19 protein-coding genes and 1 pseudogene are annotated in these 18,567 nt (G+C 60.9%); 10 read left to right on the forward strand and 10 right to left on the reverse strand.

The genetic code is table 11. The features are described 5' to 3' along the window. Positions 1-153 precede the first annotated feature (153 nt). The 4 genes from CKW25_RS01040 to yghX all read left to right on the forward strand — a co-directional run bounded on the left by CKW25_RS01040 (position 154) and on the right by yghX (position 3,051). Positions 154-558, forward strand: a complete 405-nt coding sequence (locus tag CKW25_RS01040) for a hypothetical protein (RefSeq protein WP_143497219.1) — start codon at positions 154-156, stop codon at positions 556-558. A gap of 9 nt (positions 559-567) precedes the next feature. Then, on the forward strand, positions 568-1,083 hold the full coding sequence (locus tag CKW25_RS01045; RefSeq protein ID WP_095077176.1) for a GNAT family N-acetyltransferase: 516 nt from the start codon (positions 568-570) through the stop codon (positions 1,081-1,083). A gap of 423 nt (positions 1,084-1,506) precedes the next feature. Then, complete coding sequence (locus CKW25_RS01050) at positions 1,507-2,007, forward strand: PaaI family thioesterase (protein ID WP_095077177.1); 501 nt, start codon at positions 1,507-1,509, stop codon at positions 2,005-2,007. Between the two features lie 156 nt (positions 2,008-2,163). Then, a complete protein-coding gene (yghX, locus tag CKW25_RS01055) occupies positions 2,164-3,051 on the forward strand; it encodes a YghX family hydrolase (RefSeq protein ID WP_095077178.1) in 888 nt (295 codons plus the stop codon). Positions 3,052-3,348: 297 nt separating this feature from the next. Here the strand turns inward: yghX and CKW25_RS01060 are convergent, their stop codons facing one another. The 4 genes from CKW25_RS01060 to CKW25_RS01075 all read right to left on the reverse strand — a co-directional run bounded on the left by CKW25_RS01060 (position 3,349) and on the right by CKW25_RS01075 (position 6,993). Next, complete coding sequence (locus tag CKW25_RS01060) at positions 3,349-3,531, reverse strand: DUF1289 domain-containing protein (RefSeq protein ID WP_095077179.1); 183 nt, start codon at positions 3,529-3,531, stop codon at positions 3,349-3,351. A 3-nt stretch (positions 3,532-3,534) separates the two neighbouring features. Beyond that, positions 3,535-3,906, reverse strand: coding sequence for a hypothetical protein (locus CKW25_RS01065; RefSeq protein WP_095077180.1), 372 nt, complete (start codon positions 3,904-3,906; stop codon positions 3,535-3,537). 361 nt (positions 3,907-4,267) lie between these two features. Then, a complete protein-coding gene (mqo, locus tag CKW25_RS01070) occupies positions 4,268-5,914 on the reverse strand; it encodes a malate dehydrogenase (quinone) (RefSeq protein ID WP_095077181.1) in 1,647 nt (548 codons plus the stop codon). A gap of 458 nt (positions 5,915-6,372) precedes the next feature. Further along, complete coding sequence (locus CKW25_RS01075; protein ID WP_095077182.1) at positions 6,373-6,993, reverse strand: cell wall hydrolase; 621 nt, start codon at positions 6,991-6,993, stop codon at positions 6,373-6,375. A 200-nt stretch (positions 6,994-7,193) separates the two neighbouring features. On the opposite strand from CKW25_RS01075, the gene CKW25_RS01080 reads away from it, so the two are divergent. Together CKW25_RS01080 and arsN2 are read left to right on the forward strand one after the other, a co-directional pair. After that, a complete protein-coding gene (locus tag CKW25_RS01080) occupies positions 7,194-8,048 on the forward strand; it encodes a CAP domain-containing protein (RefSeq protein WP_095077183.1) in 855 nt (284 codons plus the stop codon). A 181-nt stretch (positions 8,049-8,229) separates the two neighbouring features. Continuing rightward, complete coding sequence (arsN2, locus tag CKW25_RS01085; protein WP_095077184.1) at positions 8,230-8,670, forward strand: arsenic resistance N-acetyltransferase ArsN2; 441 nt, start codon at positions 8,230-8,232, stop codon at positions 8,668-8,670. 83 nt (positions 8,671-8,753) lie between these two features. On the opposite strand, the gene arsJ is transcribed toward arsN2, so the two are convergent. The 3 genes from arsJ to CKW25_RS01100 form a co-directional block, all read right to left on the reverse strand. Then, positions 8,754-9,974 (reverse strand): organoarsenical effux MFS transporter ArsJ, encoded by a 1,221-nt coding sequence (arsJ, locus tag CKW25_RS01090; protein ID WP_095077185.1) that lies wholly within the window; start codon positions 9,972-9,974, stop codon positions 8,754-8,756. Between the two features lie 12 nt (positions 9,975-9,986). Beyond that, positions 9,987-10,991: an ArsJ-associated glyceraldehyde-3-phosphate dehydrogenase gene (locus CKW25_RS01095; protein ID WP_095077186.1), complete on the reverse strand. Its 1,005-nt coding sequence runs from the start codon at positions 10,989-10,991 to the stop codon at positions 9,987-9,989. A gap of 88 nt (positions 10,992-11,079) precedes the next feature. Then, positions 11,080-11,436, reverse strand: a complete 357-nt coding sequence (locus CKW25_RS01100; RefSeq protein ID WP_095077187.1) for a metalloregulator ArsR/SmtB family transcription factor — start codon at positions 11,434-11,436, stop codon at positions 11,080-11,082. Positions 11,437-11,801: 365 nt separating this feature from the next. Between CKW25_RS01100 and CKW25_RS26905 the strand changes: the two are divergent. The 3 genes and pseudogenes from CKW25_RS26905 to CKW25_RS01115 form a co-directional block, all read left to right on the forward strand. Continuing rightward, positions 11,802-11,951, forward strand: a pseudogene (locus CKW25_RS26905) (ArsR family transcriptional regulator); the annotation flags it as partial. Between the two features lie 154 nt (positions 11,952-12,105). Further along, positions 12,106-12,645: a hypothetical protein gene (locus CKW25_RS01110; protein WP_095077188.1), complete on the forward strand. Its 540-nt coding sequence runs from the start codon at positions 12,106-12,108 to the stop codon at positions 12,643-12,645. Between the two features lie 168 nt (positions 12,646-12,813). Next, positions 12,814-13,467, forward strand: coding sequence for a peroxiredoxin (locus CKW25_RS01115; protein ID WP_095077189.1), 654 nt, complete (start codon positions 12,814-12,816; stop codon positions 13,465-13,467). A gap of 66 nt (positions 13,468-13,533) precedes the next feature. On the opposite strand, the gene CKW25_RS01120 is transcribed toward CKW25_RS01115, so the two are convergent. Together CKW25_RS01120 and CKW25_RS01125 are read right to left on the reverse strand one after the other, a co-directional pair. Then, entirely contained in the window at positions 13,534-14,892 is a 1,359-nt protein-coding gene (locus CKW25_RS01120) for an MATE family efflux transporter (RefSeq protein ID WP_095077190.1), read from the reverse strand. Between the two features lie 169 nt (positions 14,893-15,061). Further along, positions 15,062-15,724 (reverse strand): hypothetical protein, encoded by a 663-nt coding sequence (locus tag CKW25_RS01125; RefSeq protein WP_095077191.1) that lies wholly within the window; start codon positions 15,722-15,724, stop codon positions 15,062-15,064. Positions 15,725-15,906: 182 nt separating this feature from the next. Here CKW25_RS01125 and CKW25_RS01130 point away from each other — a divergent pair, with 182 nt between their 5' ends. Continuing rightward, a complete protein-coding gene (locus CKW25_RS01130; RefSeq protein WP_095077192.1) occupies positions 15,907-16,806 on the forward strand; it encodes a bile acid:sodium symporter family protein in 900 nt (299 codons plus the stop codon). Positions 16,807-17,095: 289 nt separating this feature from the next. On the opposite strand, the gene CKW25_RS01135 is transcribed toward CKW25_RS01130, so the two are convergent. Next, a complete protein-coding gene (locus tag CKW25_RS01135; RefSeq protein ID WP_095077193.1) occupies positions 17,096-18,541 on the reverse strand; it encodes a SulP family inorganic anion transporter in 1,446 nt (481 codons plus the stop codon). Between the last annotated feature and the right edge of the window lie 26 nt (positions 18,542-18,567).

An 18,567-nucleotide genomic window follows, 5' to 3' on the forward strand; every position in this document is an offset into this window, starting at 1 on the left:
CTTCGGCAGTATCAGGTGTAGATCCTGATCATCCGCAGCCCCACTGTAAGAGCATCGATCCTTTCAGTGAGCGGGCGCCTCTTTTGCCAACAATACTGGGGCGTAGATGTCAAGCGATATATGGTAGAGTGCAGGCATACAGAGGGATACACCGTGAGTAAACCAGTTCAACAAAAACTTCCGCGGCTCACCGCGGGCAAAAAGACGTTGATTGACGTCCATGGCAACAACGTTAGGATCACGGCTTTTCTGTCGAATGCTGACGCTGTGGTTGAACGGCATGCCACGAAAAGCCTCGCAGTTAGCGCTCTTAGTCAAAGCGGGGGGCTCAAGACACGTTCAGTGCGTGCGCCGCACTTGTCGAACGTAGAGCGCGAGCTGGCAGAACTCAAAAAGGTCGTTGCAGCACTGGCCGTTCGCTCTGTTGCGCGTGAAGAGAAGGCTATTGATTTTGACGTCGAGGGCATGACCGTGCTCGATGCCGACACGGCGTACCAACTGCTGGACAATCCCCCAGAGCCCACTGAGGCGCTTTGCAACCTGCTTGCCTTGCGCTAAGGGCAGTCCATGGACTTCATCACTGTCGACTTCGATAAGTCGATTGACCGCTCGGCGTTTGATTGCCAATTGCACCCTGCTCTCAACACGTACATTGCGCTGCACGCTGGGCAAGACGAAAAGCGCAACGTTTCACGCACATTCATGTACGTCGAAGATGAGGTGTTGCTGGGCTACTACACCCTGGCGAATGCCTCTGTAGCACTCGATGAGCTCAGCGAAGAACAGAAAAAGAAGATGCCTCGGTATCCTATGCCGGCAGTGCTGTTGAGCCGTCTGGCGATTGACAAGGGCATGCAGGGGAATGGGCTTGGCCAACGGCTGATGTCTGACTTTTTCCGACGCGTGTACACGGTTTCCAAGCAGTCGGGTGTGGCTTTTGTTGTCGTCGACGCGAAAGACCAGGACGCTGCCAATTACTACCGGGGTAAGCTGGGGTTTGTACCTTCAACGAACAACCCGCTACGCCTGGTACTCTCCACCGCAACCTTGATCCAGGCGTTCAAGACGCAACCTGCCGGCTAATCGCCCAGGCATTTCATTTCGCCGCGAGCGCGGCAATTTCTTCGATGCGCATTGATGCCAATTCATCAAGGTTGATCCCCGCTGCGCGAGAATCCACGATCTTTTTCAGGCCCCTTGACTGCGCACGCACATTAGCAGAGACACCGGCCACATTATTGAGACGCTCACACAGGCTCCCGGGAGCGGATCGAACCGCCCAGAGAACAGCCGGTTTTCTATCTGTATTTCCAGACGTTCCCGCGTCAACCTCTATAGCCTCAACCTGGCAGGTCACGGTATTAGCGTACAAAAATCTCCGTTTTCTCTATTCGCCCCAGCAATAACGCCTCGTCCCTATTGACCACTTCTTCAGCTGCCGCCAGTTCTGATTCGACGTAAAATCCGCTAGGCTAGGTTTTTCATTTCCCAGGACGGACCCACGGCATGCCCACGCTCCACACTTCCCTGCAAGACACCGCTGCGCCGCAAGGCGTTTGTTTTGGCTGCGGCAGCCGCAATCCGCACGGGCTGCACATCAAGAGCACCTGGCATGAAGACGGTGTGCACGTCGTGGCCGAGCATCTGCCAGAGGCCAAGTACTGCGGCTGGCCCGACCTGGTGTACGGCGGGTTGATCGCGATGCTGGTCGATTGCCATTCGAACTGGACGGTGATGGCCTATCACTACCGGGCCGAGCAACGCAGCGCCGGCAGCCTGCCGCGCATCGACTGCGTGACCGGTAACCTGGGCATCAAGTTCATCAAGCCAACGCCCATGGGCGTCCCACTCACCTTGCGCGCCAGGGTGGAAGGTGAAGTCGGGCGCAAGACCCGGGTGATCTGCGAGGTGTACGCGGGCGATGTGCTCACGGCGGTGGGCGACTCCATTTTTGTGCGCGTCGATACCGGGCAACTGGCGGCCGCCGCCCATGGTCGTGAAGACTGACGCGGGACCTGTCAGGTTGACGCGGTGCGTGCCCGGCCCTACCGCCGGGAAGCGTGCCTTCGGCCGGCGTTGAAAGCTGCTTTAATGATTCAACGCCAGCCGTGCCCGTCAGCCCCTGCCAGCGGGGCAATCCGAAGCCTGAATGGGAGCGCACCGATGAACCGTCTCACTGCGAAAGACTTTGCCCCTGAACTGCTGGAGCTCTACGACTACTACGCCCACGGCAAGATCAACCGCCGTGAGTTTCTCGACCGGGCGGCACTGTTCGCGCTGGGCGGACTGACCGCCTCCGCCCTCCTCGCCGCCTTGAGCCCGAACTACGCCCTCGCCGAGCAAGTGGAATTTACCGATCCTGACATCCTCCCTGAGTACGTCACTTACCCCTCGCCCAAGGGGCATGGGCAGGTACGGGGTTATCTGGTGCGCCCGGCGAAGGCCACCGGCAAGGTGCCGGCGGTGGTGGTCGTACATGAGAATCGAGGGCTCAACCCCTACATCGAGGATGTCGCCCGACGCTTGGCCAAGGCCGGCTTCGTCGCCCTCGCGCCGGATGGCCTGACCTCGGTGGGCGGCTACCCCGGCAACGATGACAAAGGCCGGGCGCTGCAACAGACCGTCGACCCCGCCAAACTGATGAACGACTTCTTCGCCGCCATCGAGTGGATGATGAAACACCCGGCGAGCACCGGAAAAGTGGGGATTACCGGGTTCTGTTATGGCGGTGGCGTCGCCAATGCGGCGGCCGTGGCCTATCCGGAACTGGGGGCCGCCGTGCCCTTCTATGGCCGGCAACCGGCCGCCGCGGACGTGCCGAAAATCAAGGCCCCGCTATTGCTCCACTATGGCGAACTGGACAAGGCCATCAACGAAGGCTGGCCCGCCTATGAACAGGCGTTGAAAGCGGCTGGCAAGACCTACGAGGCCTATATCTACCCCGGTGCCAACCACGGCTTCCACAACGACTCCACGCCGCGCTACGACGAGGCGGCCGCCAAGCTGGCATGGAGCAGGACGCTGGACTGGTTCAAGCGTTACCTGAGTTAAGCCGGCTTCAAGCGTAACCACTGCCCCGTGGCGAGGGAGCTTGCTCCCGCTGGGCCGGGCTGGCGCTCCGGCGCTGCGCGCCCCTGATCAGGCGATTGCGGTCTTTCAGAAAAAAACCGGCGTCCTTTTTGGGGCTGCTGCGCAGCCCAGCGCGAGCAAGCTCGCTCGCCACCGGGTGTGCGCATTCCGCCTTTGGCGAGCGCGGACATGTGACCAAGACAGAGGCCCTCACAAAGAACACCCTTCAATAATGTATGAACGCGACCTCCGTGACGAGCAAGCTCGCTCGCCACGGGGTCAGGCATTCTTTTTCTGCAGGCTCTTCAAGCGTTGCGTGGCACGCTGGGCGGCGGCCATTTTTTCCGGGCGTTTCATGCGCTTCCATTTGCGGATGTCTTCCTTGCTGCGCCCGCAACTCACACACAGTTCACCGCTCAACTGGCACACGGCGATGCACGGGTTTTCGATGTCCTTGGCCATGCCTCAACCCCGCCCCGAACGCTTGCGCGCCAGGCGTTGCTGCCAGTTGCCGGCGTGGCTGCGCCGGCACTGTTCTTCACTGTCGAACTGCACATGGTCCGCTACCGGACTGACCAGCACATCCGCCTCGCGTAATGCCATGGCCGTCAGCTCGACCATGCGCGCGCCTTGCCCAGCGGCCAGGGCTCGGTCCTGATGAGCCTCGGTCTCGAAGACCCAGACGACCCTCAGGCTGGAAGGAAAAAGGTCATAGTCCAATTCATGGGTGAGCCAGGTGAACCCCGGAATTTCTGCCTTGGCCGTTTCACAGGCTTCGGTCAGGGTGGCGATCAGGCGGCGTTCGATACGGGCCTGATCGCGTTTGCTCAACGACATGGGAGATCCTTGAATGAGGGCGATCTAAAGTGCCCATCATACTGGCGAAAAAAGCCCCGGCACCGGCCGGCAATACTGTTCAGTTAAGAAAGGCTTAAAGCGGGTGAGAGACCCGTGGCGAGCGAGCTTGCTCGCGCTGGGGCGCGAAGCGCACCCAACAAAGCGACTGCAGTCTTTCAGAACGAACTCGACGACAGTTTTTGGGGCTGCTCTGCAGCCCAGCGCGAGCAAGCTCGCTCGCCACGGGGGGATGTATTGAGCAACCCAATCCTTAACTGAACAGCATTGGGCACTGGCCAGGGCTTTTTCACATCGGCTTGAAGCCTGTGCCCCAGCCAACCGTGTTGGCCGGGGCAACGACTCACAGGGCCATGTCAGCAGCCGGGTTGCTCGGCTGTGGCTTGGCCGGGGCAGCAGGTGCCGTGGTCGGAGCCAGTGCCGGGTTGATTGCCGGTGGTGGGGCCAGCTCCAGGACCTGGCTGGTGTAGGCCCATTCCTGGGCTACGCGGGCCGGATCATTGTTGAGCTTGGTGCCATAGCTTGGAACGATCTGGCGCAGCTTTTCCTGCCAGGCCGGGGTTGCGACCTTGTCCTTGAAGACTTTCTCAAGCACGGTCAGCATGATCGGCGCTGCGGTGGATGCACCTGGCGATGCGCCAAGCAAGCCGGCAATGCTGCCGTCTTCGGAAGCCACGATCTCGGTCCCCAGCTTCAGCACGCCACCGGCGGCCTCATCACGCTTGATGATCTGCACGCGCTGGCCGGCTTGCCACAGGCGCCAGTCTTCAGCCTTGGCGTTCGGGAAGTACTCCTTCAGGGCGTTGAGGCGGTCTTCATCCGACAGCATCAGTTGGCCAGCAAGGTACTCGACCAGCGGGTATTCCTTGATACCGACCTTGGTCATCGGCCACACATTGTGAGTGGTCGTGGTGGTCAGCAGGTCCAGGTACGAGCCTTCTTTCAGGAACTTGGTCGAGAAGGTCGCGAACGGGCCAAACAGGATCACGCGCTTGCCATCCAGCACGCGGGTGTCCAGGTGGGGAACCGACATCGGCGGCGCGCCAACCGATGCCTTGCCGTAGGCCTTGGCCAGGTGCTGCTCGGCAATGGTCGGGTTCTCGGTCACCAGGAACGAGCCGCCTACCGGGAAACCGGCATATTCACGCGCCTCAGGAATGCCCGACTTCTGCAGCAGGTGCAGTGCACCGCCACCGGCGCCGATGAATACGAACTTGGCGTCGGTCTGGGTCTCGGTACCGTCTTTCAGGTTCTTGTAGGTAACGCGCCAGCCGCCGTCTTCGTTGCGGACGATGTCTTCGACTTCGCTCGACAGCTTCAGGGAGAAGTTCGGCTTGGTTTGCAGGTAGCTGGCGAACTGACGGGTGATTTCACCGAAGTTCACGTCCGTGCCCAGCGGCGACCAGGTGGCGGCGATCTTCTGGTTCGGATCACGGCCTTCCATCATCAATGGAACCCACTTCTTGATCTGCGCCGGGTCTTCGGAGTACTGCATGCCAGCGAACAGCGGGCTCGCCTGCAGGGCTTCGTAGCGCTTCTTGAGGAACTTGATGTTGTCATCGCCCCACACGAAGCTCATGTGCGGTGTGGAGTTGATGAACGAATGCGGGTTCTTCAGGACGCCGTTCTTGACCTGCCAGGCCCAGAACTGACGGGAGACCTGGAAGGCTTCATTGATTTCAATGGCCTTGGGGATCTCGACGTTGCCGTTCTTGTCTTGCGGTGTGTAGTTCAGCTCGGCCAGGGCGGAGTGGCCGGTACCGGCGTTGTTCCAGCCGTTGGAGCTTTCCAGGGCGACGCCATCGAGACGCTCGACCATTTCCATCGACATGCCCGGCTCGAGTTCATTGAGCCAGACGCCCAGTGTCGAACTCATGATGCCGCCACCGATCAGCAGGACATCGACTTTCTTGGTTTCGGCTGCATGCACAGGCATAAGGGCCATCGACATGGCCAGGCCGAGTAGCCCCTTGTTCATTTTCTTCAACATACGGTAATACCTAGGATAGAACGCCATTCACCCGCGTTCGTCCCCATGAGGCGCCCTGGCTCACCGCATGCAAGGCTGCATGCCGTCGAACCCCGCTCTCAGAAAGACTGATGGGTGAACATATAAGGCCGACAAACTCGATCGACCTCACGTTTAGGCCCCTCCTGTGCTGACTTTTTGTTAGTCATTGGCTTCAGCTACTTGGGTGACACTAATACTTGTGGGTACATCATCGAACACAGTGAATAAACAGCTTAGACCCGCTTAGCCGCCTGTGCCCGTCAACTGCTTCGCGGCGCTCACACAGGTAGGCGCATCAACACACCGAACCTGTGATCCCCAACGCCGCGAGCCTCCTTGCCGCGACATTCTACCTCAGGTGTCGCGCTCAACGAAGGCGCTTCTGTTTCTCATTTCCTGGCTGGATGACCACCCGGCAAGACCTGGTGCACCTGGATTTAGCGGGCGGTGCTACCGCGGGGTTTATAGAACAGGAATTTCCGGGTCTCGGCGGTCTTGACGTACACCCTCGCCCACTCCGGTTTTACCGTCCTGTCATGGAAATACAGGGCGCCACGGGTGCGGTCCCTGAGTTGCTGATTGAGGGCCTTGCGGGCGATTTCCTTGGCCGTCGCGTAGGGCGCCTCCTCCTCTACCTGATCCGGACGCCCGTCACACCACCAGGAAAACTGACAGGTCCGGGTCTCGACACCTTGCTTGACCACAGCGCACACCGTATCGGGGAAGCCCTGATGGCCCAGGCGGTTCATCACCACATTGGCGACCCCTTCCATATCGGCCGCGCCGATCCCTTTGGCCTCCCAGTAAATGGTCCGCGACAGGCAGGTAATGGCATCGTCCAGCGGCGCGCGGCCTGCCGGATCGACCACCTGCACTTCCGCGGGCGTTATGGTTTCAACCTTGGGTCGCGGTGTCGCACCGTCCTTGTCGGCAGCCTTCTCCTCCAGGACGTGGGCCTTGCCCTCGACCGCGGCCGGGTTTCTCAGGGTGTCAGCGGCGATCACTTGACCGCCCAGCAACGCGATAACAAGACCACTGGCTATCCAGACCGGGCGCATCGTCGGACCTTCAACTTGAACTCGGGTTGAGCCGCCGGCCACCCTGGGTGAGTCGCAGCCCTCTAAAGAGTCGACACGGTGGGCGGCAAAACATTCCCGTCCGCCAATGGACAACCCATTGCCCGTCAGCCAGAAAAGCCATTGCGCGGTGGGGGGCAAAATCGCGCATCATGTGCCCAGTCAGTTCAAGGGAGACCTCCATGCACGTCCTGTCATCCGTTATCCGTCTTGCCGCGTTGTCGCTGGGCGTGATGTGCGCTGCCACCGCCTTGGCCAGCGATGAAACGCAACTGTTCGATTCGATCAACAGCTACCGCAGCCAGGTCCAGCGCTGTGCGGGCCAGGCATCCCTGGAACTGCCGCCGCTGGCGGCCGAGCCACGGCTGGTGCTGCCCGCAGCGAGCAACATCGGTGACCTGCAGCAAGCCATGGCGCGCGCGGCCTACCCGATGGTCAACGTGCAGATGATCAGCCTCAAGGGTCCCAATGACCCTCAGGCCGCCATGAAAGCGGTACAGGAAAGTTTTTGCCAGGTGGTGCTGGACCCGCAGTTCGTCGATATCGGCGTCAGCAGGGCCGGACGCGAGTGGCGCATCGTCCTGGCCCGGCCATTGTTGACCGGAGGCCTTGGCGACTGGCAGGCCGAAGGACAGAAGCTGCTCGCGTTGATCAACAGCGCCCGCCAGCAACCGCGCCAGTGCGGTGCCCAGGCCTTTGTGGCGACCACGCCGCTGGCCTGGAACGCGACACTGGCGACCGCGGCCGAAACCCACACCCGCGCCATGGCCAACAACAACTTCCTGGATCACAAGGACCGCGACGGCCGCACCCCCGGAGACCGGGCAGAACTGGCGGGCTACAGTGGCCAGCAGATCGGCGAGAACATCGCCGCCGGCCAGGACACCCCGCGCAAAGTGATCGATGGCTGGCTGGCCAGCCCCGGCCACTGCGCCAACCTGATGAACCCGCAGTACCGTGAACTGGGCGCCGCCTATGCGGTTGATCCCAAGAGCGATGCGGGCATCTACTGGACAGCGATGTTCGGCACGCAGTGAAGTCGTCATTATTCAACCGCGACAACCCTGTGCAACGTAACGCTTTGGACTCAGTGAACGTAAATACCCCAGGCGACAGCGGCAAAGCGACCCAGGCCCAAACAACGAATACCGCAGCCAGCCTGTTCACCGGGCGCTGCGGATTGAGTCTATAAATTGTTGGTAGCCAGAGGAGACAAGCATGCTGATGAAACCCGTTGCGGGGGCTGAACTCGAAAAACTTCGCCTTGCATTAAGCGGTGCAGGGTTGCCGTTTGACGACGTGGGGCAACCGGGCCAGCAGTTCTTCCGTTTCGAGTTGGATGGGGATTGGATTGCGTATGGGGGGTTGGAAGGCGAAGGCCCTGATCGGCTGCTGCGCTCAATGGTTGTTGCTGACTCCAGGCGCGGCCAAGGAATTGGGACACGCATGCTTGCTGCCCTGGAGCGTTACGCCTGTGGCAATCACGTGCTTGCGCTGCATCTGCTGACCAATAGTGCAGCAGACTTCTTCAGTGCTCATGGGTACTCACGCCTGGATCGCTGCGCTGCATCGGACTCGATCAGCCAAACGGCTCAATTCTCAACGCTATGTTGCTCCTCAGCGATCTACCTGCGCAAAACGCTTAGCGTCGGTGATTAACACCGAAAAAAGCTCGTATTGCCGGCAACCGCCATCGCGCCGGGTATGCGCGAGGTCAAGCCAAGCCGCTGCCCTCCAGGCGTTCAAGCCTGGGTGGCGTGCCTGGGCAAGGCAATGGATATCAACGCAGCGAGCAACACAAAGCCAGAGGAAATCCAGAGGCAAGCCATCAGTCCATGGGACTCATAAACCCAGCCTGAAAGGATCGTGCCGATCAGCCGGCCCAGTGCGTTGGACATGTAGTAGAAACCTACATCCAGCGACACCCCGTCCTCCTTCGCGTAGGAAACGATCAGATAGCTGTGCAGAGATGAGTTCACCGCAAACAACGCGCCAAACACCATCAGCCCACCCAACAGCACAATCTGCGGCGACCAGCCCGCTGAGAGCCCCACTGCAATGGCCGCAGGCAGGCCGGCCAGCAACGCGGCCCAAACCGAAGCCGCTCGCCCATCGGGAACCTGAGCACGCTTTTTCCCGGTGATGTTCGGGGCCAATGACTGCACGATGCCATAGCCGACGACCCAAGCGGCCATGAAGCCACCCACCCGCCAGAAGCTCCAGGCAAACACGGTGCTCAGGTAGACCGGCAACGCCACCACGAACCACACATCACGGGCGCCGAAGAGAAACATCCGCGCCGCCGAGAGGATATTGATCGCCCGGCTCTTGGAGAGGATGTCGCGGAACTTGGGTTTAGCCTTGGCCTTGCCCAGATCCTTCTTCAACAGGAACAGGCTGGCCAACCAGATCAGCGCCAGCACCGCGGCCATTGCCAGCAATGCGCCTGTGAATCCCAGCAAGGCCAACAGCGCACCACCGAGGAAGAAGCCAACCCCTTTCAGGGCGTTCTTCGATCCAGTGAGGAGCGCCACCCACTGGTACAACGTGCCTTGCTGATTATTTGGCACCAGCAGCTTGATCGAACTCTTGGCGCTCATCTTGTTGAGGTCTTTGGCGATACCCGACATCGCCTGCGCCCCCATGACCCACGGGATGGTCAGCCAGGCGCCAGGCACCGTAAGCATCAGCAAGGCGACCACCTGAAGGCCCAAGCCAATGTTCATGATGCGGTTCAGGCCCAGGCGAGCGCCAAGGTAGCCGCCCACCAGATTGGTGATGACCCCGAATATCTCGTAGAACAGAAACAGTACAGCGATTTGCAGTGGTGTGTAGCCCAGCGTGTGGAAATGCAGCACCACCAACATGCGCAGCGCGCCATCGGTCAGGGTAAAGGCCCAGTAGTTACCGGTGACCACCAGGTACTGGCGCACTGGCGGTGAAAGGGCTGACAACGCCGTCATGATCGCTCCTTGTCAAACGGCCGAGCCGACCAGCCTGGCCAACTCGACCGCACGGTTGGCGTACCCCCATTCGTTGTCATACCAGGCGTAGATTTTCACTTGAGTGTCATTGACCACCATGGTCGACAGCGCATCAATGATCGAGGAGCGCGGGTCCGTGCGGTAGTCGATGGAGACCAGGGGGCGCTCCTCATAGCCGAGGATATTTTTCAACGGGCCGGCAGCGGCGGCCTTGAACAGTGCATTGACCTCATTGGCCGAAGTGGCGCGCGCCACTTCGAACACACAATCGGTCAGAGAGGCGTTGGCCAGCGGTACGCGCACGGCATGGCCGTTCAGCTTGCCGCGCAGCTCGGGGAAGATCTCGGCAATCGCAGTGGCCGAACCCGTGGTAGTCGGGATCAAACTCATGCCCGAGGCACGAGCACGACGCAGGTCCTTGTGCGGCTGGTCGAGAATGCTCTGGGTGTTGGTCAGGTCATGGATGGTCGTGATCGAGCCATGGCGGATGCCCAGGTGCTCATGAATCACCTTGACCACCGGAGCCAGGCAGTTGGTGGTGCAGGACGCCGCGGTGACGATGCGGTGCTGCGCCGGATCGAACAGGTGCTGGTTGACGCCCATGACGACGTTCAGTGCGCCTGCCTCCTTGACGGGCGCACACACCACCACGCGCTTCACGCCCTGATCCAGGAAGGCCTGGAGTACAGCAACGGTTTTCATCTTGCCACTGGCTTCAATCACCAGATCGCAGCCCGACCAATCGGTGTCGCCAATCGCCTTGTTAGCCGTCACCTTGATGCGTTTGCCGCCGATCACAACATGATCGCCCTCGGCGCTGGCTTCTTCGTTCCAGCGGCCATGCACCGAGTCGAAGTTGATCAGGTGCGCGTGAGTCGCGGCGTCGCCTGCCGGATCGTTGATCTGCACGAACTCGAACTCCGGCCAGCTCCAGGCTGCACGCAGGGCAAGACGACCGATACGACCGAAACCGTTGATACCTACTTTGATACTCATGCTCATGTTCTCTGAAGGCCGCTGTCGGCGGGTAATATCGATGGGGTAATGTCGAACTGGCTGATGTCGCTGATAGGCCCGGCGCGACTCAGCAGCACGCAGCAAGCCGCTGCGGGCGGTCACCCATCTCCTCGAGTCGCTTGGCGTCTGGACTGAGCCAGTGCTGGTTGGCATCCAGAGTGGTTTTCAGAATGCCGACCACCCAGTCAGGCAGGCTGGGGTGCAGGCGGTAATAGACCCACTGACCTTGTCGACGGTCTTTCAGCAAGCCGCAAGTGCGCAATTGCGCCAGGTGGCGCGAAATCTTCGGCTGGCTCTCATTGAGCGCGCAGGTCAACTCACACACGCACAATTCATCCTCGCGGACGATGAGCAGCATCAGGCGAATACGCGTTTCGTCAGCCAGGCATTTGAATACGATGGTGGGTGTCAGATGGTCAGTCATAGGGCTCTCACTGTCTGGTTGCCACCAGCACAAGCATCTTGAGGCATTCAGGAATCCGGTGAAGGGCGTAACGGATGCCCATCCCTGGCCACACAAACGAACAGCGCGCACGTTCTTCAGGTTATTGCCAAGTATCGTCAAGGCTGCGATGCATGAATATATGATTATACGAATATGATGTAAAGTTTACTGAATGTATCGCTGGCGGCCAGGATCACTGCTTAATCTCTGAATTTGCTTGCATCAGTGCCTATCACTGATGAGTTAACGAGCATTTCAGGCCATGCACATTTGATTTTTCGAATATCAAAATATGGTTATTCAATAGCTCATCACGGCGGCTCCAGACGCTTCCACACCTCAAGTGCGAACCACCACCAGTCGCCGTGCTCAAGCGCGTAATGCAGTCAGGCTGAGCAGATGTCACCGAAATTGCAGCTCAATTGCCCCAGGAACGGTCGGTAGTCTCTTGCCATCTCCAGGTGTTACCTGAAGCCGGGATCGTTCGTGCCACCGCACGTGCCGTTCCTTCTCTTGACCCTGTGTCGCGGTTTCTGCCGCTACACTCAAGCAGAACAAGGCACTGCACATGAACATGGCGCGTTATCAGATACAAATGGCGCAAGACATGACGCCGTTTATAGCGCCTACTTTTATAGTGAGTCGCTCATGAACCTTCGATTGCTCACCACGCTCATCGCGATGTCTCTTTCATGGTCAAGTGTGCATGCCAATTACTGGAAGGATTCGCATGGCAATCCATCCCCGGACACTGAATCAAGACGATCCGTTGGCGAGTTTGGGGGCGCGCTATTAACCACTTCCGATCCCGACTGGGACAAAAAGTGGAACACTCCACCGGACACCATTCCCGTCTTCAAGGAAGCAACGGTTGTTACCCAGGGAAATAGGATCTTCACGCTGATTTTCTTTGCAAACCCGAAGCTCGATGCCAATCACGAAGCCAACATAACGTGCGACTTGAAAGTGACCAGGCCGGACGGTACAGAATCGATCAATCAGCGAGATGTCGTGTGCTTTCAGGGGCGCCTCAGGGGGCAACCGAACAACATCTACCTCGCCGCCCCGGTGATCGAATTCATTGCAGAGCCAGGCGACCCCACCGGTATCTGGACGATAGACGTCATGCTTGAAGACAACTTGCGCAACGTTGTCATACCGCTCACAACAACATTCACGCTGCTGTAAGTTCGTGGCAATCCTGACAATGCGCTCCAATGACTGCGCAAATGACCGCCTAGGGGCGAAAGCCGCCTCCTGCGACCGACGGCACTCCCTTGCCCCCCCCACAATCATGCAAATCCGGGCTAGGCTGTTTCAGGCTTGCTGTTCACGCCCCCTCAGAAGGAGACTCCCATGGCATTGCGCATCAATGACCTCGTTCCCGACTTCAACGCCGACACGGACCAGGGCCCCATCGATTTCCACAACTGGATAGGCTCGGGCTGGGCCATTCTCTTTTCTCACCCGAAGGACTTCACCCCGGTGTGCACCACCGAATTCGGTGCCGTCGCGCAACTGGCCGACGAATGGGCCAAGCGTGGCGCCAAGGTCATCGGTGTGTCGGTAGACGGTGTGGAGGCCCACAAGAAATGGAAGACCGACATAGAAGGCGTTTGCCGGACCAAGGCCGATTTCCCGATCATTGCCGATGAAGGGCTGGTCGTATCCAAGGCATTTGACATGCTCCCGGCCGAAGCCTACCTGCCCGATGGCCGCACGGCCGCCGATACCGCCACCGTGCGCTCGGTGTTCATCATCGGCCCGGACAAGAAACTCAAGCTGTCGATGACCTACCCCATGTCCGTGGGTCGCAACTTTGCCGAAGTGCTGCGGGCCCTGGATGCCCTGCAGTTGACCTACAACGTGCCACTGGCCACTCCGGCCAACTGGTTGGCGGGCCAGGATGTGATCGTCGCCCTGACCCTCAACGATGAGCAGGCCCGCGAGAAGTACGGCAGCTTCGACGCCAAACTGCCTTACTTGCGCACCATCCCGGCGCCGAAGTAAGGCAACAGCAAAACGCCCGGCCTGCTGCTGCAGCGCCGGGCGTTTTGCTTCATGGGCAGCGCTGCCCTATACCAGGCGCTCGATCTTCTGATGCTGCCAGACCCGTTTGTAGTAGGTGGTCTGCAACGCCAGCATGCACAGGTAAGCCACTGGAAACGCCATCCACACCCCTTGCAGCCCGAAGCGCGCATCCAGCAGGTATGCCACCGGCAACTCCACGCCGAGGATGCAGAACACCGAGATCGCCATCGGCACCATCACCGTTCCGCTGCCGCGCATCACGCCGCCAATCACCGCCTGGAAGCCGAACACCAGCATGCTCCAGAGCATGATGTGCAACAGGTGTGCCGCCTGGGCCCGGGTCGCAGGCTCGGTGATGAACAACCCCAGCAGCCAGTGCGACAGCAAGTAGCCCAACAGCACCAAGCCACCGGTCAGCCCCAGGTTGATCAACAACCCGGTACGCAGGATCGGCCCGATGCGCTCGACTCGCCCGGCACCGATGGCCTGGGCACCCAGGATCGACGCGGCGATCGCAATCGACAGGGCCGGGAACTGCACGTAGTTGACGATCTGCGTGACCGCCCCATAGGCGGCCGTGGCCTGGGAGCCGTGCTGGTTGACCAGGGCCAGGATCACCAGCTCCGACAGGGAAATCACCACCATCTGCAACCCCGTCGGTAACCCGATGCGCAGCACCTTGGCCAGGATCGCCCGGTCCAGGCGCATCGCCGCCAACAGCGCACGATCCAGTGCCAGGGCATGGCCCTTGCGATTCAACCGCCACGCCAGCATCGCCATGGCCGCCAGGTTACCCGCCAGGCCCGCCAGCGCGGCGCTCTGGATGCCCATTTGCGGCAAGCCGAACCAACCGCGAATCAGTGCCGGTGTCAGCAACAGCCCGACGCAGGTCGACACCACCAGCGCCAACAAGGGCGAGAGCGTATCGCTGACCCCGCGCAGCAACTGGGTAAACAGCACAAACACCAGCAACGGCGGCATGATCCACATCATTACCCGCGCATAGGCCACCGCCTCTTCGAGCACATCCGCCGGGGTTCCCAACCCCTGCAACGCCTGACGCGCAAACACACTGCCCAGCACTGCCGCGACCAGCCCGATCATCGCCCCCAGCAACAAGGTGCTGCCGGCAATCGCCTTCACCAACCCAGGCTCACGGGCGCCCCAGGCCTGGCCGATCAACACCCCTGCCCCAGCACCGAGACCAATGACCAGGGCAATGAAGAAGAACACGATGGGGAACATCCCGGACACGGCCGCCAGCGCCTGGGTGCCGAGCATTTGCCCGATATAGATACTGTTGACCGTGCCCGACATGGACTGGAGGAAGTTGGACAGGACCATCGGCGCCAGGAACAGCAGGTAGGTTTTCCAGAGGGGACGTAGGGTGACCGGGTTTTGCATGGAGGATCCATCTCGGCTGGGGAGGTGGCGAACGGAACCCATGAGGCTGAGCTCAAGGTGCGGGTCACTGTACAGGTCCGGGACATAGACGAGTGCAGCGGTTCTATCCCCTCACCCCCGTCCTCGTCAATGCCCATCACCGGCATGGCTTGCCCGGCGCGGTTCGCCCTTATCCGCCGAGCGCAATGATCGCGGCGATCAGCACCGCACCGGTCACGGCGAGTGCCACAGCACCAAACAAGGGTTTTGCACCGGCGTACTTCGACAGGATCCACCCGGCGATGAACAGCACGCACAGGCCCACCAGGTTGGACAGGCGCACCGCGAGCTCGGTCTCCTCCAGCACCAGGAACGGCACCACCAGCGGGAACGTCGACAACACCACCAGCAGGAACACGCCCAAGGCGCCTTTGAAGTCCTCCAGGTGCAAGCCGGACTTCAGCGGCAAGCCCGGGTTGTCGATCAGTCGCTGACGCAACAGCTCAAGGCCATCGCTGCCGGCGGCGCTGGCCAGGCGTGGCGACAGCGCATCGGCGATGAGCGCCTGGCCGGTGGTGGCGTCCGCGCCACCGCGCAGGGTCGTCAACAACGTGTGGTTGCGGGTGCGCTCGATGACGCTGCGCAGCACGTACATCACCGCGTCAGCCAACCCCCACGCCAGGTTGCAGCCCAGCGCCGCGATCATCATGGTGCGCTCGGCCTCCTGCCCCGCCGTGGCCACGCTGATGGTGCCGGTGAACGTCATGGCCATCAGCAGGCCGAAGATCACCTCCGTGACACGCTCGACCGGGTCGAGCACCCGGACCCGCTTTTGCTCGCCAGCACCTTGCATACGCCTTACCTCATGAAAATCAGTGGAATGATGCGTGCCAATTGTGCCTCAGGGGCATAGCCGCCCGTACTTCAGTGTAGTAACAAACGACAGATCGGCTGCCGGGCAGTGACGCAGGCGCTGTCTATTTTCGACTTGCGTGCTACACCTTTGTGAGCGTCCTATCCTCGAGTGGAACAACCATGACTGCCAGCCCCTTGCTCACCGCATTTCTTCCCATTGCCCTGGGCATCATCATGCTGGGCCTGGGCCTGTCGTTGACCCCGGCCGATTTCGCGCGGGTGGTGAAGTACCCCAAGCCGGTATTGATCGGCCTGATCTGCCAACTGCTGGTGTTGCCGTTCTTCTGTTTCCTGATCGCCAACGGTTTTCGCCTGGAGCCAGCCCTGGCCGTCGGCCTGATGCTGCTGGCAGCGTCCCCCGGAGGTACCACGGCCAACCTCTACAGCCACCTGGCCCACGGCGATGTGGCGCTGAACGTGACCCTGACCGCCGTCAACTCGGTGATCGCGATTCTCAGCATGCCGTTGGTGGTCAATCTGTCGCTGCTGTATTTCATGTCGGCTGACCAGGCCATTCCCCTGCAATTTGCCAAGGTCCTACAGGTATTCGCCATTGTCCTGGTCCCGGTGTGCCTGGGGATGCTGGTACGCCACTTCGCACCGCGCTTTGCCGCGCGCATGGAACGGCCGATGAAGATCGTTTCCGCGCTGTTCCTGCTCGGCACGGTGACCCTGGCGTTTATCAAGGACTGGCAAACCGTGCTCGACTACGCCCCGGTGGTGGGCCTGGCGGCCCTGCTGTTCAATCTGCTGAGCCTGGCCATCGGCTACGGCGTACCGCGCCTGCTGCGCCTGCCGCAACGCCAGGCCGTGGCCATCGGCATGGAAATCGGCATCCACAACGGCACCCTGGCCATCGCCCTGGCACTGAGCCCGAGCCTGCTGAACAGCCCGACCATGGCCATTCCGGCGGCCATCTACAGCTTCATCATGTTCTTCACGGCGGCAGGCTTCGGTTGGTGGGTCAACCGGGTCCACGGCCGGCAACTGGCACTCGAGGCGCGGGAAACGGCCGGCTGATCGCACGGATAGCGGCCTGTGCGGGTAATGCCGGTCAGTTAAGAGAAATAAAACCGAACACGAACCCCGTGGCGAGGGAGTTTGCTCCCGCTGGGGCGCAAAGCGACCCTCTTTTGGGGCTGCTACGCAGCCCAGCGGGAGCAAGCTCCCTCGCCACGGGTTCTATGTTCGGCTGGTCTTTGGCTTAACTGATCGGCATTAGCCTGTGCGGACCCCGTAAAAAACGGGCGTCTTTCATGGACGCCCGTTTTTTACTCTTCGAATCGTGGCCAACGGCTACGGCCGCGCCTCAATCGTGACTGACCCGGGCACGCTTGAGCAGTTTCTTGCAGCGCTCGGACAGGTGCAGCACCCGCAGCTGTTTACCGGCCTTGACGTAGCGCTCGCGCAAGGTGTCCAGGGCAGCGATGGCCGAGTAGTCGACGAAGCTCAGGTGGCGACAGTCAAGGGTCACCCGGGCCGGATCGTTGGCCGGGTCGAACTGGTTGAGAAAGGGTGTGATCGAGGCGAAGAACAGCGTGCCATGGACCCGGTAGAGCTTGCTGCCGTCGGCTTCCTGGTGGCTGTCGGCATAAAGCTGGCGGGCCTGCTGCCAGGCGAAATTGAGCGCGGCAACGATGATCCCGCAGAGCACGGCGGTGGCCAGGTCGGTGAATACCGTGATCACGGTGACAGCGATGATCACTAGCACATCGTTCAACGGCACCTTGTTGATCACCCGCAGCGAGGCCCAGGCAAAGGTCTGCTGCGACACCACGAACATCACCCCCACCAGCGCCGCCAGCGGGATACGCTCGATCAGCGGTGACAGGAACAGCACGAACAACAGGATCAGCACCCCGGCCACCGCACCGCTGAGACGGCCACGGCCACCGGAACTGAGGTTGATCACGGTCTGGCCGATCATGGCGCAGCCGCCCATGCCACCGAACACTCCCGACACCATATTGGCCGCCCCCAGCGCCACGCACTCGCGGTCCGGGTAGCCACGGCTCTCGGTGATCTCGTCGGTCAGGTTTAGGGTCAGCAGGGTTTCCAGCAGGCCGACCAGGGCCATCAATATCGCGTAAGGCGCGACAATGCGCAGGGTTTCCAGGTTCCAGGCAATATCGGGCAGTGCAAAACCGGGCAAGCCGCCGGCAATGTGCGCCATATCGCCCAGGGTGCGGGTCGGCAGGCCCAACAGGTACACCGCCAGACCGACGCCGAGGATCGCCACCAGCGCCGGCGGCACCGCGCGGGTCAGGCGCGGCAGCAGGTAGACGATGGCCATGGTCAGCGCCACCAGGCCGATCATCATGTACAGCGGCGTGCCACTCAGCCAGGTTTCGCCACTCTTGAAGTGCTCCAGCTGGGCCAGGGCGATGATGATCGCCAGGCCGTTGACGAAGCCCAGCATTACCGGGTGCGGCACCATGCGCACCAGCTTGCCCAGGCGCAGCAGGCCAAAGGCAATCATGATCAACCCGCCGAGCAACACGGTGGCGAGCAAATACTGCACACCGTGCTGCACCACCAGGGCAACGATCACCACGGCCATCGAGCCGGCAGCACCGGACACCATGCCGGGCCGGCCGCCGAACAAGGCCGTGAGGGTGCAGATGATAAACGCACCGTACAGCCCCATCAGCGGATTGAGGTGGGCCACCAGGGCGAAGGCGATGCACTCGGGCAACAGGGCGAACGAGGTGGTGAGTCCGGCCAGGACATCAGCACGCAGACGAGCAGGCTTCATGGAGTACCTAAACGATGGGCCGGCGA

It is taken from the genome of Pseudomonas sp. Irchel s3h17, from assembly GCF_900187505.1.
Taxonomy (GTDB): Bacteria; Pseudomonadota; Gammaproteobacteria; order Pseudomonadales; family Pseudomonadaceae; genus Aquipseudomonas.